The sequence below is a fragment of the Rhodococcus sp. EPR-157 genome (assembly GCF_001647195.1).
Lineage (GTDB): Bacteria > Actinomycetota > Actinomycetes > Mycobacteriales > Mycobacteriaceae > Rhodococcoides.
On sequence record NZ_LVCV01000175.1, the window covers coordinates 1 to 23,450 of the forward strand.

Below are 23,450 nucleotides of genomic sequence, written 5' to 3' on the forward strand. Positions count from 1 at the left end.
CTCGACGGCACTCCGACCGACGGATCCTTGCCTGGGCGCACCGTATCGGTTGGTCTGGACGCCATCCGTGACTGTGACCGAGCGATTCTGATCTCGGGTGGGAAGAAGAAGCACCAGGCGATTCTCGGCGCGCTCCGCGGAGGATTCGCCACCGTATTGGTGACCGATATCGAAAGCGCGCGTTGGTTGATGGCGCACACGAAAGAAGGTTCTTGACATGAGGGTACTACCGAAAGTGGCTGTCGCGGCTTCGCTCGCGACGACCTTGGTGCTGTCCGGCTGTGCCGGCGCGGGGTCGTTCGGCGGTGACGGTGACGGTACGACGATCACCGTGGCCATCGTCTCGAACTCGCAGATGTCCGATGCCATTTCCTTGGCACCGCAGTTCGAGGCCGAGAACCCGGGGATCAATCTGAAGTTCGTGTCGTTGTCGGAAAACGAGGCGCGTGCGAAGATCACGGCGTCGGTCGCCACCGGTGGCGGTGAGTTCGACGTGGTGATGATCAGCAACTTCGAGACCCCTCAGTGGGCCGAGAATGGTTGGCTCACCAATCTTTCCGAGTATGCTGATGCCACACCTGGGTACGACGAGGACGACTTCATTCCGACGCTGAAGGAATCGCTGTCCTATGAGGGCAGCATGTACTCGGTACCGTTCTACGGTGAATCCTCGTTCCTGATGTATCGCAAGGACCTGATGGAAGCGGCGGGCATCACTATGCCCGAGGAACCCACGTGGCAGGAAGTCGCCGACGCCGCAGCGGTACTGGACAGCGACGATGTATCCGGAATCTGCCTGCGCGGAAAGCCCGGCTGGGGCGAGGTACTCGCACCGTTGAACACCGTCATCAACGCGTTCGGTGGACGTTGGTACGACGAGAACTGGAACGCACAGCTCACCAGCCCGGAAACCGAAGCTGCAGTGCAGTTCTACGTCGACACTGTTCGCGAACATGGTCAAGCAGGTGCGGCGACAAGCGGTTTCAGTGAGTGCGGTACGCAACTGTCGCAGGGCAACACCGCAATGTGGTACGACGCCACCTCTGCCGTCTCGGTCCTGGAGGATCCGACGTCGAGCAATGTCGTCGGCAAGATCGGCTACGCCAAGGCGCCGAGCGAAGCCAAGGGTGACAACGGCTGGCTCTACTCCTGGGCCCTCGGAATCCCGAAGACCTCGGAAAATCCGGACGACGCATGGAAGTTCGTATCGTGGATGACCAGTAAGGAATACCTGAACAAGGTAGGCAACGAACTCGGATGGGAACGTGTGCCTCCCGGAAGTCGACTGTCCACCTACGAAATTCCCGAGTACAAGGAAGCATCGGAAGCGTACGGCCAGGTGACGTTGGATTCGATCAACGGCGCCGATCCGAACAATCCGACCGTCGACCCCGTTCCCTAAACCGGAGTGCAGTTCTTGACCATTCCTGAGTTCCAGGATCTCGGAACTCGCGTCAGTCAGCAGATCAGTGCAGCAGTGGCAGGACGAATCAGCGTCCAGGACGCGCTTGCTCAAGCGCAGCAGTACGCCGAAGTGGTCGGCAAGACGTACCAGGAGGGCCAGGGATGACCACCACCGAAACGAGGTCGGCAGACGCCGATTCCGAAGAATTCGTACCGAGGCCGAGGACCGTCTCCAAGGCGGAGGGGTGGCGTCGTCGCGGCCCGCTGCTGCCGGCGATGGTGTTCGCGATCGTCGTCACGCAGATTCCGTTCTTGTTCACGCTCTACTATTCGACCCAGTCCTGGAATCTCGTCCGGCCAGGTTCGCGAGAGTTAAATTGGCTCAACAACTACGTCGACGTGTTCCGAGACAGCCAGTTCCGTGAGGTCGCACTCAACACCGTGATCATGATCGTCGGGACCGTTATCGTCTCGGTGATCCTGGGGTTGTTCCTGGCGTTGCTGCTGGATCGTAAGCTCATCGGACGCAGCCTGATTCGCACGTTGCTGATCACCCCATTCCTGATCACCCCCGTTGCAGGTGCACTGATCTGGAAGACCACGATGTTCGACCCGGTCTTCGGGCTGATCAACTTCGTGCTCAGTCCGTTCGGAGTGGACCAGATCGACTGGGTCTCGCGGTTCCCGTTGCCCGCGGTGATGGCCAACCTGATCTGGCAGTGGACACCGTTCATGATGCTGCTGATCCTGGCCGGCCTCCAGTCGATGCCGAAAGACATCTCCGAGGCGGCCCGAGTCGACGGCGCAGGGCCGGTCGCACTCTTCCGTGAACTGACGTTCCCGCACTTGCGACGTTTCATCGAACTCGGTGCCGTCCTCGGCGCGATCTACCTCGTCAACACGTTCGACGCCGTGTACATGATGACTTCGGGTGGTCCAGGCGTCGCATCGGCGAACTTGCCGTTCTACATCTATCAGCGTGCGTTCCTCGGCTTCGACATCGGCCAGGCCGCAGCCATGGGTGTCGTCACCGTGGTGGCCACCATCATCGTCAGCACCTTGGCTTTGAGACTGATCTTCAAGAGCTTCAGTGGAAACGAGGAGGCGGCGTGATGAGTACCGCGACCACCAGCAAGACCAAGAAATCAGCACCGCAGACATCCGACGGCGTGACGATCAAACGCCGCAGCAACTGGGGACCGGGAACCATCTGGTCCGTCGTGGCATGGGTCGCGGGCATCGTGTTCTTCTTCCCGGTGCTGTGGATGGTTCTGACCGGGTTCAAACAGGAGGCCGATGCCTACTCCGACCCACCGAAACTGTTCTTCACTCCGACGCTCGATCAGTACCGAGGGGTACTGGAGAGCGGCATCGGCACCGCGTTGCTCAACTCGGCGTTTGCGACGATCGTTTCGACACTTCTCGTTCTGCTTCTCGGTGTTCCCGCTGCCTTCGCTCTCTCGCTTCGTCCGGTGAAGAAGACGAAGGACGTGCTGTTCTTCTTCATCTCCACCAAGATGCTCCCGGTCGTCGCGGCGATCGTGCCCCTGTATGTCATCGTCGGCGATATCGGGATGCTGGACAACATCTGGACGCTGGTGGTTCTCTACACCGCAATGAATCTCCCGATCGCGGTGTGGATGATGCGTTCGTTCTTCCTCGAGGTGCCGAGCGAACTGCTCGAAGCGGCGAGCATGGACGGTGCGTCACTGTGGACCTCGGTCCGCGAGGTGATCCTTCCTCTCGTGTCACCCGGCATCGCGGCGACGTCGCTGATCTGCGTGATCTTCTCGTGGAACGAATTCTTCTTCGCCGTCAACCTCACTGCCGTTCAGGCCCAGACGATTCCGGTCTACCTCGTCGGCTTCATCACCGGACAGGGCCTGTACTGGGCCCAGTTGTCCGCGGCTGCGACGTTCGCAGCACTCCCCGTCGTCCTTGCCGGATGGTTTGCGCAGAACAAGCTCGTGCGCGGGCTGTCGTTCGGCGCCATCAAGTAACTCGGCCTTTCGAAACTCAGGAGAAACAAGTCATGGCTGCAATCACGTACAAGAAGGCATCCTGCGTCTACGAAGGTGCCGACAAGCTCGCTGTCGATTCGCTCGACCTCGACATCCAGGACGGTGAATTCGTCGTCCTCGTCGGACCGTCCGGCTCCGGCAAGTCCACCGCGCTGCGCATGCTCGCCGGGCTGGAGGAAATCGACGGTGGTGCAATCGAAATCGGAGGGAAGAACATGGTCGGCGTCCCGTCGAAGGACCGCGACATCGCCATGGTCTTTCAGAACTATGCCCTCTACCCGAACAAGACCGTCGGGGAGAACATGGGATTCGCGCTGAAGATGCGCGGGGTGCCCCTCGAGGAGCGCAAGCAGAAAGTGGCCGAGGCCGCGAAGATTCTCGACCTCACCGAGTACCTCGACCGCAAGCCCGGCAAGCTCTCCGGCGGCCAGCGGCAGCGAGTTGCCATGGGCCGCGCCATCGTTCGTGAACCTCAGGTGTTCTGCATGGACGAACCGCTGAGCAACCTCGACGCGAAGCTGCGCGTGCAGACGCGTACTCAGATCGCGGCGCTGCAGCGCAGGCTCGGCACCACCACCGTCTACGTCACCCACGACCAGGTCGAGGCCATGACGATGGGGGACCGGGTCGCAGTGTTGCGCGGCGGCAAGCTGCAGCAGTTCGCAAGTCCGACGGATCTGTACGACAATCCGGTCAATGCGTTCGTCGCCGGCTTCATCGGCTCACCGGCCATGAACTTGATGACGGTGCCCATCGGCTCCGGTGGAGTCCAGATCGGAAAGTTCCTGCTTCCGCTCGAGCGCGATGAACTCACCAAGCTTGCGAGCCTGGGGCTCGACGAGGTGACGGTCGGGCTACGCCCCGAGCAGCTCGGCATCGTCCAGGGCGGCGGTGAGGGCTTCGAGGGGAAGGTCGATCTCATCGAGGAGCTCGGCAGCGAGTCGTACCTGTATGCGCATCTGGACGATCCCAAGGTGAAGGGTCTCGACGGTGGTCCGGTCTCGCTCGTTGCTCGGTCCGCGGTACGTGCTCCGGCGAAGATCGGCGAGAGTATCGGCCTGACGCGACTCGACGGCGCGATTCACCTGTTCCACCCGGAGTCCGGCGAACGGATCTGAGCGGGAAGTTTTCGGTGGGGGCTCCGCCCCCAGTGGCGCGGTTGAGTGCACTCTGGTGCGCTCAACCGCGCCACTGGGCCGAAGGCCTGCAGCTGACACCCGGGCCGACTGGCGTTCATGCCCCCATCCGGGGGTAGCGCGGCCGCAACCGGGGTCAATACCGTGGTCGGTCAGTGAGATGTGCGCCACAGCGAGGAGTGACCATGACGGACGGAACAGCATTCGCGAGGTTCAAGCAGGCCCGGGACACGCTGCAGAGCGCCCACGGCGACTACGACACCGCGTTGGCGAAGTTCGAATGGCCCACGTTCGAGGGCAAGTTCAACTGGGCGATCGACTGGTTCGACGCGTTCGCGCGCGGCAACGACGGAACTGCCCTGTGGATCGTCGAGGAAGACGGCTCGGAGGCGAAGTACAGCTTCGACGACATGTCCCGACGCTCGGACCAGGTGGCCCGCTGGCTCGAAGGCCTCGGGATCGGTCGCGGCGACTCCGTCGTGCTGATGCTCGGCAACCAGGTCGAGCTGTGGGAATCGATGCTGGCAGTCATGAAGCTCGGGGCCGTGCTGATGCCGACGACAACCGCCATCGGCTCCGCCGACCTCACCGATCGCATCGAGCGGGGGCGAGCGAAAGCCGTCATCGCCAATCCCGTGGATGCGCCGAAATTCGACGACGTTCCCGGTGACTATCTGAAGATTTCCGTCGGCGACGTCCCCGGATGGACCGACTTCCATGCCGCATACGACGTGCAGGATGCGCGGCCGTTCGAGGCTGTCACGTCGCCCGCGGATCGTCTGCTCCTCTACTTCACTTCGGGAACGACGAGCAAGCCGAAGCTCGTCGAGCACACTCAGGTTTCCTACCCCGTTGGCCACCTGAGCACCATGTACTTCCTCGGACTCCAGCCGGGGGACGTGCACCTCAACATCAGTTCACCCGGCTGGGCGAAGCACGCGTGGAGTTGCTTCTTTGCGCCGTGGATCGCCGAGGCCACGATATTCATCTACAACTACACCCGTTTCGACGCCAAAGCCCTTCTCGGCCAGATCCGCCGCGCCGAAGTTACGACATTCTGCGCACCACCGACTGTGTGGCGCATGCTGATTCAGGCCGACATCTCCGGCGGCGGGGGTGCTCTGCGGGAAGCAATCGGAGCAGGTGAACCCCTGAACCCCGAGGTGATCTCGCACGTGCAGAGGGAGTGGGGACTGAACATCCGCGACGGGTTCGGCCAAACGGAAACCACTGCGCTCGTGGCCAATACGCCCGGTTCGGAGCTGAAGTTCGGATCGATGGGTCGCCCCCTCCCTGGTGTCCCCGTCGTCATCATCGATCCGGTGACCGGCTTGGAAGCCGACGAGGGCGAAATTTGCCTTGATCTGGCGAAGAATCCGTACAACCTGATGACGGGATATCTTGGCGATCCAGCACGTAACTCGGAAGTGATGTCAGGCGGGTACTACCACACCGGCGACGTCGCTTCCCGCGACGAGCGTGGCTACATCACCTACGTGGGCCGCACCGACGACGTCTTCAAGGCGTCGGACTACAAGGTCTCGCCGTTCGAACTGGAAAGCGTGTTGATCGAGCACCCGGCGGTGGCGGAGGCTGCCGTCGTACCCGCTCCCGACGAGACTCGCCTCGCAGTTCCGAAAGCATACGTCGCGCTTGCTGCGGGCTGGGAACCGAACGAGGACACCGCGTTCGAAATATTGAAGTACGCGCGCGAGCATCTGGCGCCGTACCTGCGGGTGCGCCGAATCGAGTTCTTCGAGTTGCCGAAGACCATCTCGGGCAAGATTCGACGGGTGGAACTGCGGGCGCGCGAGGATTCCGGTGAGGTGCTGTCCGGGGAGTGGCGGGACGATCAGTTCGCGGGGTTGAAGTAGGACGGGACAGTGCGCTCGAGAAACGGCTGCACGACGCCCAACACTTCCGCGCTCGCGGCGGGCGTCGTGGAATGGTCGAATCCCGCGATGAGATGGAACTCGGAGTGGGGGACCAGCCGAGCCGCTGATCGCGAATCACCGAGCCTGGTGTGGTCCTCCGAGCCGACGTAGAACAGGCTGGGCATGTCGAACTGTTCGAGAGCGCTGTCCGACAGCCCGGGCTCGAGGTCGGATGCGCGGAAGTACGCCGCCATCGCATCGGAGTCGTTGGCGGAGAACACTGCTCGGGTTGCGGCGTCGACCGGGAACAGTCGGTGGTTGTTCCACTCGTCGAGGAACCCTCCCATTCCGCGCTCCGCGAGCACGTCCGCGCATCCCGGGAAGAAGAGCCGATCGAACGCACCGCGCTGCGGGCCGTGGGAACCACCGCCGACGACGAGGCTGTTGATCCTCTCCGGTGCCCGGGCAGCCAGTGTCAATCCGGCCCGACCCCCGTACGAGTAGCCCCAGTAGTCGGCGCTGAACACACCGACTGCATCGAGCACCGCAACGAGATCCCCGACGATCGACTCCATTCGGTACGCCGCGACATGGTGCGGCTTGTCGCTGCGGCCGTGGCCACGCATGTCGAGGAGAATCAGCGTGCGCGACGGACGCAGTGCTCTGACGTACCCGTACGTCCGCCAGATCGTGTGCGTCAGCAAACTGCCATGCACCAGAAGGAGGGGCGGACCCGAACCCACGACCTGAAATGCGATCCGAGTGCCGTCGTCGGGGTTCACTGCGTAGTCCACGACAGCGATTATCGCAGCTCGAACGCGGCGACTGCGGCTTCGGCGGTGTAGTAGAAGCGCGTCGAGTCGAACCGGCCACCGACACCGAAGCGAATGAGCCGATCCTTGATCGGGCCCTTCATCTCGGCGAAGACCAACCGTATCCCTCGATCTCGCAGGAATCGGTCCAGGTCGACCAGCTCGTCGACGGCGGTCGTGTCGAGTCCGGTGATGGGCTCGGCCGCGATGACGACCCACTCGACAGGTGTCGGGGCGTTGTCGACGATCGAGCGTACGTATTGATCGAAGATCTCACCGTTGGCGAAGAACAGCGGGGCGTCGAATCGGAGCATGACGAGTCCGGGGATGCGGTGGCCGTCGGGATGGCGTTGGATGTCGTGGAATCCCGGGCGGTGCTGCGTACGAACGAGTTCCGTGCGGTACGGCTGCCATGCGCGAGCCACGACGGCGATGAAGGACAGCCCGATTGCGACGAGAATACCCTCCAGTACCCCGACGAGCGCGACCCCGAGGAACGCAGCTGCACCGGTGGCGAATTCGATGCGACTCATGTGCCACATTCGCACTGTCCCGCTCACGTCGACGAGCGAAGTGGCCGCCACGATCACCACCGCCCCGAGCGCCGCATCAGGCAAATATGCAGTGACACCGGGAGCGACGAGCACGAAGGCGAGGACCGCGAGCGCGCCCACCACACCGGTCAGTTGTGTTCGCGCGCCGTTCTGTTCGGCTACCGGCGTGCGTGATCCGCTGGCGGAGATGGGGAAACCGCCGAACAATCCGCCGGCGACGTTTGCGACGCCGATCGCCTTCATCTCGGTGCTGCCGTCCACATCGTCACCACGCCTCGCTGCGAACGTGCGGGAGAGAACTCCTGTGTCGGCGAATGCGATGAGGGCGATGGCCGCAGCCGGTCCGATCAACTTGCCTACGTCTACCCAGTCGACACCGCCGAACGAGGGCAGCGGCAACCCTGTCGGCAATGCGCCGACCATGTCGATTCGGTCGGTGAGATCCAGCGCAGCGGACGCAACGATCGCACCGACCACCGCAACCAGTACCCCAGGGACACGGGGAATCCAACGACGAAATGCGACGATGACGGCAATCGAGCCGATACCCACCGCCGCTGCGACAGGGTCGACGCTGCCCCGCACGACCGATCGCGCGGTCTGCTCGATCTGTCCGAGAAGGCCGCTCGCATCGACCGAGAATCCGAGCAGCTTGGGACATTGCCCGACGATGACCACGAGTGCGATCGCGTTCAGGTATCCGAGTCGAATGGGCTTCGACAACAGCGCGGTGACGAAGCCCAGCCGTAGGAAACCGCCGGCCAGCAGGATGATGCCGACAAGGACGCCGAGGACTCCCGCCAGGGCCAGGGCGCTCGCCGGATCGTCGGTGACGGCCAGCGGCACGATCGCTGCGGCGATGAGAGGGGCCAGCGACGAATCCGGACCGAGGACGAGGATCTTCGACGGCCCGACGAGTGCATATGCGAGGAGCGGCACGATCGTCGCGTACAGGCCTGCGTACGCGGGCAACCCGGCTGCCTGTGCGTACCCCATTCCCGCCGGGATCAGCAGGGCCGTGAGAACGAGGCCCGCTGTGATGTCGTTGCGCAACCATTCCCGGCGGTAGGCGCGCGCTGTTGCGATACCCGGCAGTCGACCGAGACCGCTCGTCCAGGACATACGTTGCAGTATCGACCTCACAGCGGGACGACGTCCAGACCGGGGTGTGCGAAGTGCGTCAGAGCTCGATCCACCGCGTCGGATGCAGTTCGCGCAGGAACGGTAGGTCGTGGCTGGCGACGACGAGTGCGCCCTCGTAGCTCGACAGCGCTTCGGTCAGATGTGCCTTGCTGACGAGATCGAGATTGTTGGTGGGCTCGTCGAGCAGCAGCAGGCGAGGGGCCGGTTCGGCCAACAGAATGCGCGCCAACGCCGCACGTAATCGCTCACCTCCCGACAACGTCGATACGACGGCGTCCGCATCGGCGCCACGAAAGAGAAATCGAGCGAGCTGAGCCCGAATCTGCTCGTTCGACGCAGTTTCCGCGACGTCGGCGACATTTTCGGCGACGGTGCGTGATTCATCGAAGACATCGAGTCGTTGTGGAAGGTAGCGCCACGGCACGGCCGGGCCCGACGCGTCTATCTTGCCGAGCAGTGTCGTTTTTCCGCTTCCGTTCGGTCCGATCAGTGCAATCCGTTCGGGCCCGACGATCTCGAGGTCCTCGACGCGAACAACCGTCTGTCCCTCATGGACTTTCGTGGCCGGCAGCGCGACGCGTATCTCTCGATCGTCGCGCAACCGCTCCTCGGCCGCGGCAAGCACATCATGAGCGTCGTCGACCTTCTCGAGGTGGGTGTTTCGCAGCTTGCCCGCCGAGACCTGCGCGGCTCTCTTGCGCTTGCCCATGATGATCTTGGGCTCACGCTTCTGCTCGTTCATCTTGTTTCCGTACCGGGCTCGACGGTCGATCTTGGTCCTCGCCTCGACCAGCTCCCGCTCTTGCTTGCGCACATCGTTTTTCGCGTCGTTCAATGCAGCCCGGGCAGCCTCCTGCTCCGCGTCGATGATTGCTCGATAGTGGGTGTAGTTCCCGCCGAACATCCGCAAGCGCGTCGGACCGTCGCGGTGCGCTCTGAGTTCGGCGATGTTGTCCATGGCGTCGAGAAGTTCCCGGTCGTGACTGGTGACGATCAGTACACCTCGAAACGCGTCGATCGCCTGATAGAGGCGTGCGCGCGCGTGTAGATCGAGGTTGTTGGTCGGCTCGTCGAGCAGCAGGACATCGGGTTCGGCCAACAGTTCCGTAGTCAGCGCGAGCAGCATCGTTTCGCCGCCGGACAGCGTTCCGAGAACTCGATCGAGATCGGCAGGCTCGGCGACGAGATTGCCGAGCCCGAGCTTGTCGAGCAATGCAACGGCGCGTTCCTCGACATCCCATTGTGTCCCGACTGTAGCGAAGTCACTCTCGGTCGATCGACCGGATTCGATGCGGTGCAGCGACTCTCGAAGCTCGCGAAGGCGAAGGATCTCGTCGACGCGCCTACCCGGTCGCAGCGCGACATCCTGCGGCAGGTAGCCGAGGGTGCCGGGAATCGTGATCGACCCGCGCGTCGGCGACAACTCACCGACGACGAGTTTCAACAGCGTCGACTTGCCGGTACCGTTCGATCCGACCAGACCTGTTGCACCGGTGGGAAATACGGCATCGAGGTTGTCGAATGCCGGACTGCCGTCCGGCCAGGTGAAGTGCAGACCGGAAATGGACAGGGATGGTGAAGTAGACATGGTTGCTCCAGAGGGGTGCGTGTGTGGGCGCGGGAACCTCTAGAGGAGCAACGGCCTCTCCGAATCTGTCGACGACAAGGTAGATCTCAGACTAAGCGGGATCACCGGCAGCACGCAACCGATTTACGACGTCGGCCCCTTCTTGCGAAGGTCGTCGACCTTCGTCATCGCCTCGCGCAGCTCGCCCAGCCAGTCCTGTGTGTGCTCGCCGACGAGTTTGACCGCCCACGACAGTGCGTCTGCACGCGATCGCGCAACGCCCGCGTCGACGAGAGTGTCGAGCACCTTCCGTTCCGGTTGGCGCAGTCGCGTCATGACCGGGACAGCGAGGTGCGTGAACAGAACTGCCTCACCGTCGACAGACACTCCCCACGCGACCTTGCGGCCGTAGCGGGCCTCGGCCTCGTCGGCGATCTGCATTCTGTCCTGACGCGTGGTCTCACGGAATCGAGCGATCCGGCCCTCGGTTGCCGCGGATCCCTCGTCGTCGCCGGTGGGCAATTCGCCGATCACGACAATCTCTTCGCGGTCCACCTCGACAGTGGCTGCGCCGGTGAACCAATTCTCGGGAAGCCTGCCGCCGAACCACTCGGGCGCATCCGACGCGTCGGGTACGTCGGCCTGCTGCCATCCGCCTGGTCTTCCGAATTTTCTCATGACTACTCCTTCAGGTTGTCTGATTACATGATTACACCGTTGTTCAGGACTTCGCCACGAGTCAGGCATGATCGGACGGGTGCGCACATCGAAGAAGACGGTTTCCGCCCTCGTCGCCGTAGGGACGCTGGTCCTGGCAGGCTGCGGAGACGACGGCCCGCCTGAACCGCAGACCACCGCCGAGCAGTTCGTCGACGCGATCAACAGCGGCTCTGCAGACGCTGCGGCCGCGCTGACCACCGACCCGGCAGCTGCGTCCGCAGCCTTGGCTGGGCTGTACGACGGGTTGAGCGCAAGCGGAACCGTCACGGCGACTCCCGACTTCGCCGTCGAATCGGCCTCGGACGAGGGCGGATCGGTGACGCTGGATGCCACCTGGCGTTTCTCGACGACGACGGACGGGACGGAGGAGCCCGACGGTGAGCCGAAGCAGTGGCAGTACGACACCACGGCCACCGCGACCGAAACCGATCAGGGTTGGCGGATCAACTGGGACCCGGCCGTGCTCGCGCCTGGTCTCGCCGCCGACTCGACTGTCCGCTACGTCTCGACCGATGCGCTCGTGACACCCAAAGTGTTCGACCGGGCCGGCGCAGAGCTCATGTCGCAGCAGGTCGTCACACTCGTCAACGTCGATTCGAGAGCCGATCCCGCCGTAGTGGCGTCGTTCCTCACACCGATCGTCCCGACGATCACAGCCCAATCCATTGCCGCCGATCAGGCGCAGTCGCAAGGCAACACGGTCACACTCGTCTCGCTTCGGCAGTCGGACCTCGACCCGATCGCCGCCGAACTCACGTCGGTGCCCGGTGTCACGCTCGCCCCGCAGACTCGCTTGCTGACGACCGACCGTGCCCTCGCCTCGCCCGCGCTCACCGGCATCACCGAGCTCTGGCAATCCCAGCTCGACGAAAACAAGGGCTGGGCGATCCAGTCGCTGAAAGCGGACGGATCCGTCGATCAGCTGGCCGGGATCGACGCGAGCCCTGCACCCGACATCGCCACCACACTCGACAGTGGGCTGCAGATCAAAGCCGAGAACGCGCTTGCATCGCTTCCGCAGCAGTCGGCGATCGTCGCACTGCAGCCGTCCACCGGCAACGTGTTGGCCGTCGCGCAGAACTCGGCGGCAGACGCCGAGGGCCCCATCGCCCTCACCGGTCTGTACCCTCCGGGTTCGACATTCAAGACCGTCACCACGTCCGCTGCGCTCGAAGCGGGCATCGCCACACCGGACACGATCCTGCCCTGCCCGGGCACCGAGAACATCGAAGGTCGTCAGATCCCGAACGACGACAACTTCGATCTCGGCGACGTTCCGCTGCACACCGCCTTTGCGCGCTCGTGCAACACGACGATGGGTCGCCTCGGCGTCGGCCTCCCGGCGGACGCGCTACAGCTGACCGCACAGCAGTACGGCCTCGGCGTCGACTACGTGACACCGGGTCTGACGACGGTCACCGGCAGCGTGCCCGTCGCCGACACTCCCGCGGCGCGTGTAGAAGCAGCGATCGGACAGGGGCAGGTGACGGCTTCACCGTTCGGGATGGCGCTGGTGGCGTCCTCGATCGCCGGCGGTTCACTGAAAGCTCCGACCCTCGTCAGCGGGCAGCCCGGTGTCGCCGACGTGACGCCTGCGCCCGTCGATGCAACAGTCGCCGAGCAGGTCAAGACCATGATGCGCGAGACCGTGACGGGTGGAACCGCTACCCAGCTTCAGGACATCCCGGGATTGCTCGGCAAGACCGGAACCGCCGAATTCGGTCCGAACAACGAGGGGGCGCACGGCTGGTTCGTCGGCATTCAAGGGGATCTGGCGTTCGCCGTCTTCGTCGCGGGTGGGCAGAGTTCAGCGCCCGCCCTCGAAGCGGCGGGCCGGTTCTTGCGGTAGCTCCACCTGGCCGCGCAGGTTGCAGCGAGTGCGCGGGTTGCAACGCGTGCCTGGGCTGGAACGTGCGCGTTCAGCCGCGGTGGTGACCGAATGAGTCGTTCGGGGTTCGGGGTTCGGCGCGCAGGTTGCAGCGAGTGCGCAGGTTGCAGCGAGTGCGCGGGTTGCAACGCGTGCCTGGGCTGGAACGTGCGCGTTCAGCCGCGGTGGTGACCGAATGAGTCGTTCGCTGCGGTCCTGACCTGGCCGCGCAGGTTGCAGCGAGTGCGCGGGTTGCAACGCGTGCCTGGGCTGGAACGTGCGCGTTCGTGGCCCACACGGACGCCGCGTAGCGAAATCGTGACCGTAGCGTGTGAATACCGTGCTTGTTACTCGTGTGACTACAGTGAATATTGTGACTCATGAGTTCCATGGGGAGGCCGGTTGTACGCCGGATTCGTGGTCGTTACGTGGTCGCCCTGGGGGCCAGCCTTGTGCTGACGTCGACGGTCGCATTCTGGACCATCGACGACTCGAAGAGTGAGGCCGAGGGAGTCGTCGACGACTTCGTCGCAGCCCTCAACGAGCACGACATCCAAGCAGCTGCCGCGCTGACGACGTACCCCAACGCCGCTGCAGCAAGTCTGACTCAGATGTTCGACGGACTGTCGGCGAACGGTGCGTCGACGGGAGACTTCGAACTCGGGCAGTTCATCGATCTCTCGGGCGAATCCGGGTTCTTCACCGTCGACAGTGGGTGGAATTTCGGGGAAGGTAAGGACTGGAACTACTCGACCCGCGGGACGGCGAAGAAGCTGAGTGTCGGGTGGCGAATCGCTTGGGAACCAGACGTTCTCGCACCAGACCTACCTCCGGGCGGAAGCGTGCGGTACGTACGTACCGATGCTGCGCCACCGTTGGTGTTCGACTCGACGCAGAACGTGCTGATGAACGAGCGAACGATCAACGCGATCCTTCTCGATCCAGCACAGATGCCGGACCCAGCGGCGTCTGCGGGACAGCTCGCCGATGTCATCGATGTCGTCGCACCGCTGATCACCGCGGACACGCTGCTGTCCGACCTCGCGGCGTCGCCGGGCAGCTCGATCCTCGCTGTCAACCTGCGCGACGACGACTTCGCCGTCCTCGAGGACGACCTGCGGGCCATTCCGGGCGTGGTCGTCGCGCAGACCCCGAAGTTGATTGCAGGCGACCGGCGAATCACGTCTCCGCTGCTCGACTCACTTCGAAATGCGTGGCAGCAAAACCGCGATGCCACCGCGGGCTGGGCCGTGGACGTGATCGGACCAGACGGATCGCTGACGCGCCAGGCAGGTTTCCAGGGCCCGGGCGGTCCCGACCTGCACGCAACACTCGATCCTCGAATTCAACTGGCCGCGGAAGAAGCTGTCGTCAGCGTCGGCACGCCGGCCTCTATCGTTGCAATCGTCCCGTCGACAGGAGCGATCGTCGCTGCAGCGCAGAACAGCTACGCCAACGAACAAGGTCAGATCGCATTCTCGGCCATGTATCCGGCTGGGTCGGCAACCGATCTGCTCGCCGTCGACGGCATCGACGCCACGGCACTCGGTCTCGGCGTGAACTACTCGATGCCGGGGCTCGACGCCTTCACCGGACAACTCCCATCCGGAAGTGCCGAGATCGACCGGTTCCGGACGGTCGGACATGAAACGTCCGAGGCAGCCGTGACACCGTTCGGACTTGCGCAGATGGGCGCAGCGGTGTCCCGCGGCAGCGCTCCACTCCCATCGATCGTCGCAGGACAGACAGCGGTGGCCGACAAAGAGACGTCGTCGATCCCCCCGGATGCATTGGCGCGACTACGCGAAATGTTCCAGCGCTCAGCACACGACGAGGGCCTCGACGCCTACGACGGCCTCACTGGTTTCGCCGGAAACAGCGGCGACGACCGCTGGTTCATCGCCAACCGAGGTGACCTCGCCTTCGCCGTCTACATCGAGGACGCCGACGGAACAGACCAGGCCGTGAAGATGAGCACCCGGTTGCTCAGCGAAATGGACTCGGGCAGCAACGAATAGCACCGGCGACAAGCACGCGGCCAACGCGGGTCACTCCCTAGGCTGCGCTCCTGCTCCCCCCGCGGGTCACTCCGCAGGCTGCGCTCCCGGTAGCTTTGTTCTCTGTGACTGCGCTCGAATTCGGACTCCTCGTCGTCGCCGGCTATTTCGCCGGCCTCGTCGGGTTCGTCACCGGTCTCGCATCGCTGGTGTCCTATCCGGCTTTGTTGGCCGCGGGTGTACCGCCAGTGGCGGCGAATGTCACGAACACGGTTGCTTTGGTGGCTGCCGGCGTCGGGGCGACGACCAAGGCGTCGAGCGAAATCGCCAAGGGCGGAAGACAGCTGATCCGATTCGCGATCGTGTCGGCCTTGGGTGGTCTTGCCGGCGCGATTCTGCTGTTGGTCGCGCCGGAAGGTTCGTTCGAGGCGGTCGTCCCATACCTTGTCGCTTTCGCGGCCGTCGCTTTGCTGCTGCAGCCGCGCATCCGAAATCTGGCGGGTGACAAAGAATTCCCGACGCTCTATCCCATCTCGCTGTTCTTCGTCGCGATCTACGGTGGCTACTTCGGTGCAGGAGCCGGCGTGATCTTCCTTGCGCTGGGGCTGATCTGCACCTCGGACTCCATCTGGCGCGTGAGCGTCCTCAAGAGCTTCTTCCTCGGTATCGCCAATACCGTTGCCGCGATTATCTTTGCGTTCTCAGGTGACGTGAATTGGCTTGCGGCACTCGCTCTCGCGATCGGCGCCTTCGCGGGCGGCTACAGCGGGCCTCCCGTGGTGAAGGTCATTCCCCCGAAAGTCCTGCGTACCGCAGTCGGGATCATGGGCCTTGGATTGGCCGCCTGGTTGATGTGGAAATAGGGCCCTTATCGGACTCCGCTCATCATCTTCTTGATCCACGGTGTCACGGCCAACAGCACGACACCGACGGCAATCGATGCTCCACCGACACTGTAGAAGAACGGATCGGGGTTGTCTTCGTCGTAGAAGCCGGCCAGAGTGCCCGCCATCGCCGAACCCAACGCGATTGACAGGAAGAACAACGCCACCATCTGGGTGTGGAAGTTCTCCGGAGCGAGCTTGGTCGAGAGTGAAAGGCCGACCGGCGAGAGGAACAGTTCGGCGAACGTGAACAGCAGCAGGATGCCGACGAGGGCAAGCAACGGCATACTGCTTCCGGCGAGGGAAGGCACGAAGGCCAAGAACGCCAGACCCATGATGAACACGCCCGCTGCGAATTTCACCGGCGTCGACGGTTGCCGGTCCCCGAGCTTGGTCCACACTGCCGCGAACACACCAGCAAAGATGATGATGAAGACCGGATTGATGGATTGCACCCAGTTCGGCGGAAACTCCCAACCGAACAGGTTGCGGTCCAGACTGCTGTTCGCGATGAGTGGCACCGTGGTGAATTGCTGTTGAAAGAGGGACCAGAAGGCTGCGCTGGCGATGAACATCGGAATGAACGAGATGACCCGTCGACGTTCGATCTGCGTGATGCGTTTGCTGGACAGGATGAGCGCAAAGTAGCCGATGGCGGCGACGACCGTGACGCCGACGACGATATCGGACATGTTCGCCGCCGTGATGGCACCGAACACAGACAACAATGCGATGACGACGATTGCAACGACGGCGATACCGCCCCACTTGAGGCGCTCGCTCGAAGGCAACGGATTCGGTGGGACCGCTCCGACGCCGTGTAGGTGCTTTCGGCCGATCGTGTACTGGATGAGTCCGAGCGCCATGCCCACCGCGGCAAGTCCGAAACCTGCGTGGAAACCGGCTGTGTCCCAGGCCAACCCGGTAAGTAGTGGTCCGATGAAAGCGCCGAGGTTGATGCCCATGTAGAAGATGGAGAACCCCGCGTCGCGACGATTGTCCTTCTCGTCGTAGAGATCGCCGACCAGTGACGTCGCGTTGGCCTTGAGCCCGCCACTGCCGAAAGCGACGAGGACCAATCCCACTCCGACACCGAGGAATCCGGGCAAAACGGCCAAGGCGATATGGCCGAACATGATCATCACAGCGCTGTAGAACAGCGTGCGCTCGGACCCGAGAAGCCTGTCGGCGATCCATGCGCCGAGGATGGTGGAGAGGTAGACCGTGCCGCCGTAGGCGCCGACGATGGACGTCGCCGAGCTCTCGGAGATACCGAGTCCGCCGTCTGCGGTCGAGTAGTACAGGTAGTAGATGAGGATGCCTTGCATCCCGTAGAACGAGAATCGTTCCCACATCTCTACGCCGAAGAGGTTTGCCAGCGCGAACGGCTGCCCGAAGAACGCGGTGTCCTGCTTGCTCTGCACGTCGGTCATGAGAGAACTGTCCCAGACTTACGCCGCGAAATGGCGCAGATCAGGTCAGTTTTTCGTGGCAGGTAACAATCTTGCCAACCCTCGCCAGCCCAACAAGAACACCGCCAGAACAGTCGACGCGACGAGGATGAAGCTGACGGCCGTTCCTTGCCCGCTGACCACGCGCAAGACCATCCCGGCGACGACCGTGCATACCCACACGAGCACACCCGTCGGGAAGATCAGGTAGGCGTCGAACTTGTCCCGGTACAGCGCCCACGTCGCGGCCCAGCCGATGACTGCGCCGGTGACGAACGGCCATGCCGTGGTGGCGAGTCCGGCGACGACGTTTGCCTCGTCATGGCTTCGGCGGCCGATGGCGCAGAAGATCACGACCAACAGCAGATCGATGACGGCGGCGATGACGGTTCTGCGACTCACCGGTCCCACTCTAGTTCCTGACCGTTATGAATGTGCCGCCGCGTCAATCGAACTGACGCGACGGCACATTCACGTGGGACGGGGGATCAGGAAGCGAGTCCGGCTTCGATCTCGAGCGTCAAGGCGATCTTGTCGCCGACGACTGCGCCGCCGCCTTCGAGGGGCATGTCGATGCTGATGCCGAAGTCACGACGGTTGATCGTGGTGCTGGCTTCGAAGCCTGCGACCGGGCCTGCGCCCATGCCCGGGTTCACGCCGTTGAATTCGAGCTTCAGGTCGACGGACTTGGTGACGCCGTGGAGGGTGAAATCACCGGTCACAACGAAGTCGCTTCCGTCGGCCTTGACCGAGGTGGAGGTGAACGTTGCGGTCGGGAACTTCTCGACCTCGAAGAAGTCTGCAGTCTTGAGGTGGCCGTCGCGCTGCTCGTTGTCGGTGGTGATGGAGGCGACGTCGATCTCGGCGTTGACCGAGGGGGTGCCGTCCTCGGCGACCGTGATGGTGCCGCTGAAGGACTGGAAACGTCCGCGGACCTTGCTGACCACGAGGTGGCGCACGGAGAATCCGACGGTCGAGTGAGAGGGGTCGATGTTCCAGGTTCCTGCGGAGAGTTCGGGCAATGCAATGGCGGTGGTCATGACAACTCCTGATTGGTTGAAGGTTCAAGTTGCATACTACACAAACGGACCGGGGTCCGCATCTATTCCACGCCGTCGGTATAGTTCGGCCGGTATAGTTATTCGACCGTTCTGGAGGCGCTGCATGATCGAGATTCTGAATTCCGCCCAGCTTGCCCAGGCGAAGGAAACGGGAGCTCTCGTCGGCGGCATCCTCCAGTCGATGAAAGAGCGAACGGAAGTCGGCACCAATCTGCTGGACATCGACCGGTGGACCAAGGAAATGATCGTCGCCGCTGGAGCGACCTCCTGCTACGTCGACTACGCGCCGTCGTTCGGGCGTGGTCCCTTCGGGCACTACATCTGCACCGGCGTAAACGACGCCGTGCTCCACGGGCTGCCACGCGACTACGAGCTCGCCGACGGTGACCTTCTGTCACTCGACCTCGCGGTAGTCCTGGGAGGTGTCGCCGCGGACTCCGCGATCTCCTTCATCGTCGGCGAAAGCAAGCCCGAGGAGAGCGTCGCACTGATCGACGCAACCGAACGTGCCTTGGCAGCTGGAATCGCTGCCGCCGGACCAGGCGCTCGTAGGGGCGACATCGCGTATGCCATCGGCTCCGTCCTGAGCGCGGCGGGCTATCCGATCAACACCGAGTTCGGCGGCCATGGCATCGGGTCGACGATGCACCAGGACCCCCATGTCTCGAACACCGGGCGGGCGGGCCGCGGGTACACACTTCGGCCGGGTCTGATGCTGGCCCTGGAGCCGTGGGTGATGGCCGACACCGCCGAACTCGTCACCGACGACGACGGCTGGACCCTCCGAAGTGCTACCGGATGCCGGACCGCGCACAGTGAGCACACCGTTGCCATCACCGATCACGGGGCCGAGATCATGACTCTGGCTAACTAGCTCGTGCGTCCCTTGTGACCGAACGGCTGATTCGGTCACCAAGCGTGAGCGAACGACTCATTCGGTCACTCTGAGTGACCCAAGTAGTCATTCGGTCACTCAGAGGGGTGCGCAGACCGACCGCTTCACGCCGGCTCGGGATCCGTCTTGTCGATTCCCGGCTGCTGCGGGTCCCGCTGAACGCCACCATCCCGCTGAACTCCGCTGTCTCCGCCGAGCTCGGTATCCGTGCGCGCTTCCTTGGCCTCGCGGTGGAGCTCCTTCGTTTCGCGCTGCTCGAACGCCAAGTCGTACTCGAGATCCTCGTGCCGATGGTTTCTGAACAGGACGAGGAAGACGATCCAGCCGACGATTGCGACGAGGATGAAGCTGACGGCCCGGTACACGAACGCGGCTGCGACGGCCTGGGATGCACTGATCGATGCGGCACTGGTGAGGAGCGCGATGAGGGTGGCGTCGACGACGACAAGCCCTCCCGGCGCCAACGGGACCGAACCGACGGCTTTGGCTGCGGCGAAGGCGAACAACAGGCCGGACAACCGTGGCTCGGCACCGACGGCGAGACACGCGACGCCGAGGCAGGCCACGTCCGCGAGTCGGTGGATCACGGACCAGGAGAGTGTGAGCCCTGCGTCGCGTTTGCCGAGCTGCACCGACTGAACCTGTTCGATGACCTCGTCGATTCGGTCCTGGCCAGCGTTGGGCGGCTGATTCCGGACATCGTTGACTTTGTGCAGCACCCACCGTGCGATGCTGCGGATCGACTGCGGGTGTTCGGAGATGTACCGCACGGCGAACACGATTGCGAGCACGCCCGCGATCGGTAGGACAAGGGTGAACGTATTGACCGAACCGCCGACCAGCAATGCGCCGCCGACACCGAGTACGGCCAATCCGGCCGCAGCGATGACGCCGGAGATCGCAAGCTGCCACGACGCCACGACTGGGCTCGCACCCCATCGCCTGGTCTCGCGGTAGGTGAACGCCGTCGAGAACACCTGGCCAGCGGGAAGGGTGAGGGACATCGCGGTGCTGCCGTAGATGACCGACAGTGATTTCGACTGCCGAACCCGCACGCCGCCGGCCTGGAGTAATTGCTTCTGAACACGGCCGAACGCACTGAGGGACACCGCCTGGGTGACGATGCACACTGCGAGCCATCCCCAGTGAATTTCGGTGAGCGCCTGCCACGACTCGTGCAAGCGCGGCCACAGATAGACGGTCTCGCCGACGAGCAGCGCAATCAGGGCAATCCCGGCAACCCACTTGAGCCAGCGGAGGCGGTTCCTGGTGCGAGGGCCGCCGGCCGCGTGCTCGGATCTGGGTTCGGCCACCATCACAGGGTAACCACAAAGCCCTTGCTCACTCCGCAGGCTCCGCTCGGACCTCCGGGGCATTCCGCAGGCTTCGCTACCGGCCTCAGGGGTGCTCGACGGGCCAGGCGAGATGGGTGAGCCTGCGTCGGCCACGGAGTTGCACCCGATCGCCCAGCTCCCAGTGCTCCTGCTCTTCGTCGCTGGCGAAGTACAGAGCGGACGTCGAAGCCAACACGCGGCCCGGACGCAGTTTGGACAACTCCGTCAATCGTGATGCTTCGTTGACGGGATCGCCGATGACCGTGTATTCGAACCGCTCCTTCGCTCCGATGTTTCCGGCGACCGCGAGGCCAGCGGAAACGCCGATGCCGATGTCGAGTCCGGTGATGTCGTCGAGAGCGAACCGCAGGTCACGGGCTGCAGCGAGCGCTGCTGTCGGCGCATCGGGACGATCGAGCGGCGCACCGAAGATGGCGAGGGCAGCGTCGCCCATGAACTTGTTGACGAAACCGTGGTGCTTGTCGATGACGTCGACGACCACTCGAAAGAACTCGTTGAGGAGGACGACGACCTCTCCCGGCGGACGCTCGGATGCCGTCGCGGTCGAACCGACCATGTCGACGAACAGCACCGCGACGAAGCGGGTTTCGCCACCTAATTCGGTACCGAATTGCAATGCGCGGCGCGCCACGTCCTCGCCCACATGCTGGCCGAACAGTTCGCGCAGAACCCGTCGCTCGGCGGATTCCTCCATCATTCGGTTGAAGCCGACCTGCAGGCGGCCGATCTCGCTGCCATCGAAAACGTCGACCTCGACGTCGTTGTCGCCGCGCTGGACACGCTCGATGGCGCGACGCAGTTGGCGGATCGGATCGGAGATTTGGCTCGCGGTGAGCATGGACAGAATGAAGGCCTGCCCGATCGCCAGAACACTGAGCAGGATGATCGCGATGGCGAGCGAGTCGGTGGAGAAGACGAGATCGGTTGTCAGCTGGGTCGCACACAGCAAGATGATTCCGATGACGGGCATCAGTGTGCCCAAGCCCCAGGTCATTGCCATTCTGGTGCCTACGCCCGGCGTCATGGTCCGGTCGAAGCGACCCTCGCTGAGAGCCATGGCCGCGACGGGACGCAGGATCCGTTCACCGAGCATGTAGGTGAAGCCGAACGTCACGGTCGCGGCCATGACGACGGTGACGATGACGGCTATCGCCAGCGACGGCATGTCGGTCACGGTGAGTACGACGAACAGGACGCCGCCGATTATCCACAGGACGAGGTGCACGATGGCCTGACGCAGCGGCGCATGCAGCGTCGCCATCTGCTCCCGACGAGTCGGGGGACCACCGCGCAGTTGCCAACGGATGACCGATCGCAGCATCCGTGCCGCGTAGTAGAGGCTGACGGCGCCTGCGAAGACCAAGTACGCGCCGAAGATGTAGACGTTGCGAACCCGATCCGCGACGATCGATTGCGATTCTTCGATGGGAAGTCCGTAGCGCACGAACGCGAACACGAGCACCGCGCCGAAGAGATTCGACAGCAGCATGGAAAGCATATAGAGCGGCCAGCGACTCTTCAGAGTGAGCGAGACCGCTCTCAAAGATGCCAGCACAGGTTAAATTTACCGGGTGACCGAACGCGAGCCGCAGGCAGAAGCGTCAAACGCACTTTCGGGGGCATTCGAGGGGCGTTCGTCGGCCGCTGATTCGGTGCATCCGCTCGTCCGGGTGGGTGCCGAGTGGACATGGCGGCTGCTCGTCATCTTCGCCGGGATCATCACGTTCTGCTACATGGTCGCGCGCCTGGACATCGTCATCATTCCGCTCGGTCTTGCGCTGTTGGCGTCGGCGATGTTGGTGCCGATCGTCGACTGGATGCAGCGTCGCGGAGTGCCACGGGCGGCGGGGGTCGTCATCGCCATCGTCGCGAGCATCGGCGTCGTCGCCGGCATCATGACCTTCGTCGTCGAACAGTTCATCGAGGGCCTGCCTCAGTTGGGAGATCAATTCACGACGTCGATCAAGAGCATTCAGCAATGGATGGCCGACGGTCCGCTGCACATCAGCCAAGAACAGATCGATCAGGCGAGCGAGAACCTCGTCAAGGTCATCCAGGACAACCAAGCCGCAGTCACGTCCGGGGCGTTGACGACTGCGACCGTCATCGGCGAGATTTTCACCGGAGCCGCCCTGACCCTGTTCATACTGATCTTCTTTCTGTACGGCGGGGATCAGATATGGGAGTTCGTCACCAGGCTTGCGCCGACGGCTGCACGACGCAGAATTCGGTTGGCAGGCAGTCAAGGTTTCGGTTCGCTCGTCGGGTACGTCCGCGCGACGGTTGCGGTCGCGGCTGCCGATGCCATCGGAATCGGAGCCGGTCTGGCCATTCTCGGTGTACCGCTGGCGCTGCCGTTGGCATCGCTGGTGTTCATCGGCGCGTTCATCCCCATCATCGGTGCATTCCTCACCGGATTCGTTGCGGTCTTCATCGCACTGGTGACCAAGGGCCTACTCACCGCGCTCATCGCGCTTGGCATCGTGGTAGCCGTCATGCAGCTGGAAGGTCATGTGCTGCAACCACTTCTGCTGGGTCGTGCGGTTCGTCTGCACCCGCTGGCGGTGGTTCTGGCGATCACCGTAGGAATTCTGTTGGCAGGCATCGTCGGTGGACTGCTCGCCGTTCCTATCGTGGCGGTGCTCAACACCGCGATCCGCTCGCTGCTCGCCGAGGATCCGGACGAGGTGTACGAGCAACTGGAAGAGC

General features: G+C 63.4%; 19 protein-coding genes and 1 pseudogene. 11 read left to right on the forward strand and 9 right to left on the reverse strand.

Annotation, left to right across the window (positions count from 1 at the left end; translation table 11 throughout):
- From A2J03_RS07675 to A2J03_RS07700, 6 genes and pseudogenes are all read left to right on the forward strand, one after another.
- A partial coding sequence (locus A2J03_RS07675; RefSeq protein ID WP_331712360.1) for a sugar-binding domain-containing protein occupies positions 1–216 on the forward strand: 216 nt, incomplete at its 5' end.
- 1 nt (position 217) lies between these two features.
- Positions 218–1,570 (forward strand): annotated as a pseudogene (locus A2J03_RS07680) (ABC transporter substrate-binding protein).
- Complete coding sequence (locus tag A2J03_RS07685; RefSeq protein WP_068371657.1) at positions 1,567–2,517, forward strand: carbohydrate ABC transporter permease; 951 nt, start codon at positions 1,567–1,569, stop codon at positions 2,515–2,517. The pseudogene A2J03_RS07680 and the gene A2J03_RS07685 overlap by 4 nt, the downstream one beginning before the upstream one ends.
- Positions 2,517–3,404 (forward strand): carbohydrate ABC transporter permease, encoded by an 888-nt coding sequence (locus A2J03_RS07690; protein ID WP_068371660.1) that lies wholly within the window; start codon positions 2,517–2,519, stop codon positions 3,402–3,404. The genes A2J03_RS07685 and A2J03_RS07690 overlap by 1 nt, the downstream gene beginning before the upstream one ends.
- 32 nt (positions 3,405–3,436) lie before the next feature.
- Positions 3,437–4,543, forward strand: coding sequence for an ABC transporter ATP-binding protein (locus A2J03_RS07695; RefSeq protein WP_068371663.1), 1,107 nt, complete (start codon positions 3,437–3,439; stop codon positions 4,541–4,543).
- A gap of 203 nt (positions 4,544–4,746) precedes the next feature.
- Positions 4,747–6,435, forward strand: a complete 1,689-nt coding sequence (locus tag A2J03_RS07700; RefSeq protein WP_197480659.1) for an AMP-binding protein — start codon at positions 4,747–4,749, stop codon at positions 6,433–6,435.
- Here A2J03_RS07700 and A2J03_RS07705 read toward each other — a convergent pair.
- The 4 genes from A2J03_RS07705 to A2J03_RS07720 all read right to left on the reverse strand — a co-directional run bounded on the left by A2J03_RS07705 (position 6,414) and on the right by A2J03_RS07720 (position 11,189).
- Positions 6,414–7,229: an alpha/beta fold hydrolase gene (locus tag A2J03_RS07705; RefSeq protein WP_068371669.1), complete on the reverse strand. Its 816-nt coding sequence runs from the start codon at positions 7,227–7,229 to the stop codon at positions 6,414–6,416. The two genes, A2J03_RS07700 and A2J03_RS07705, sit on opposite strands and share 22 nt — an antisense overlap.
- Positions 7,230–7,237: 8 nt before the next feature.
- Positions 7,238–8,923: a SulP family inorganic anion transporter gene (locus A2J03_RS07710; RefSeq protein WP_068371672.1), complete on the reverse strand. Its 1,686-nt coding sequence runs from the start codon at positions 8,921–8,923 to the stop codon at positions 7,238–7,240.
- A 58-nt stretch (positions 8,924–8,981) separates the two neighbouring features.
- A complete protein-coding gene (locus A2J03_RS07715) occupies positions 8,982–10,532 on the reverse strand; it encodes an ABC-F family ATP-binding cassette domain-containing protein (RefSeq protein ID WP_068371675.1) in 1,551 nt (516 codons plus the stop codon).
- Between the two features lie 123 nt (positions 10,533–10,655).
- Positions 10,656–11,189 (reverse strand): hypothetical protein, encoded by a 534-nt coding sequence (locus tag A2J03_RS07720; protein ID WP_068371679.1) that lies wholly within the window; start codon positions 11,187–11,189, stop codon positions 10,656–10,658.
- Positions 11,190–11,256: 67 nt separating this feature from the next.
- Between A2J03_RS07720 and A2J03_RS07725 the strand changes: the two genes are divergently transcribed.
- From A2J03_RS07725 to A2J03_RS07735, 3 genes are all read left to right on the forward strand, one after another.
- Positions 11,257–13,080 carry a penicillin-binding transpeptidase domain-containing protein gene (locus tag A2J03_RS07725; RefSeq protein ID WP_068371682.1) on the forward strand — a complete coding sequence of 608 codons (1,824 nt, stop codon included), beginning with the start codon at positions 11,257–11,259 and terminating at the stop codon, positions 13,078–13,080.
- A gap of 407 nt (positions 13,081–13,487) precedes the next feature.
- Entirely contained in the window at positions 13,488–15,116 is a 1,629-nt protein-coding gene (locus tag A2J03_RS07730) for an NTF2-like N-terminal transpeptidase domain-containing protein (RefSeq protein WP_442971329.1), read from the forward strand.
- Between the two features lie 104 nt (positions 15,117–15,220).
- The gene (locus A2J03_RS07735; protein ID WP_068371684.1) at positions 15,221–15,958 is read left to right on the forward strand and encodes a sulfite exporter TauE/SafE family protein; all 738 of its coding nucleotides are present in this window, start codon (positions 15,221–15,223) and stop codon (positions 15,956–15,958) included.
- Between the two features lie 5 nt (positions 15,959–15,963).
- On the opposite strand, the gene A2J03_RS07740 is transcribed toward A2J03_RS07735, so the two are convergent.
- The 3 genes from A2J03_RS07740 to A2J03_RS07750 all read right to left on the reverse strand — a co-directional run bounded on the left by A2J03_RS07740 (position 15,964) and on the right by A2J03_RS07750 (position 18,470).
- Positions 15,964–17,412 (reverse strand): peptide MFS transporter, encoded by a 1,449-nt coding sequence (locus A2J03_RS07740; RefSeq protein WP_068371686.1) that lies wholly within the window; start codon positions 17,410–17,412, stop codon positions 15,964–15,966.
- A gap of 45 nt (positions 17,413–17,457) precedes the next feature.
- Entirely contained in the window at positions 17,458–17,832 is a 375-nt protein-coding gene (locus tag A2J03_RS07745) for a DUF3054 domain-containing protein (RefSeq protein ID WP_068371700.1), read from the reverse strand.
- Positions 17,833–17,918: 86 nt separating this feature from the next.
- Positions 17,919–18,470 carry a YceI family protein gene (locus A2J03_RS07750; protein ID WP_068371689.1) on the reverse strand — a complete coding sequence of 184 codons (552 nt, stop codon included), beginning with the start codon at positions 18,468–18,470 and terminating at the stop codon, positions 17,919–17,921.
- Between the two features lie 124 nt (positions 18,471–18,594).
- Between A2J03_RS07750 and map the strand changes: the two genes are divergently transcribed.
- Complete coding sequence (gene map, locus A2J03_RS07755; RefSeq protein ID WP_068371692.1) at positions 18,595–19,365, forward strand: type I methionyl aminopeptidase; 771 nt, start codon at positions 18,595–18,597, stop codon at positions 19,363–19,365.
- 125 nt (positions 19,366–19,490) lie between these two features.
- Here map and A2J03_RS07760 read toward each other — a convergent pair whose 3' ends face one another.
- Both A2J03_RS07760 and A2J03_RS07765 read right to left on the reverse strand, forming a co-directional pair.
- On the reverse strand, positions 19,491–20,702 hold the full coding sequence (locus A2J03_RS07760; protein WP_197480662.1) for a lysylphosphatidylglycerol synthase transmembrane domain-containing protein: 1,212 nt from the start codon (positions 20,700–20,702) through the stop codon (positions 19,491–19,493).
- An 82-nt stretch (positions 20,703–20,784) separates the two neighbouring features.
- Entirely contained in the window at positions 20,785–22,239 is a 1,455-nt protein-coding gene (locus tag A2J03_RS07765; RefSeq protein ID WP_068371695.1) for an adenylate/guanylate cyclase domain-containing protein, read from the reverse strand.
- 154 nt (positions 22,240–22,393) lie between these two features.
- Here A2J03_RS07765 and A2J03_RS07770 point away from each other — a divergent pair.
- The coding region (locus A2J03_RS07770; RefSeq protein ID WP_068371703.1) for an AI-2E family transporter at positions 22,394–23,450 on the forward strand (1,057 nt) is incomplete at its 3' end.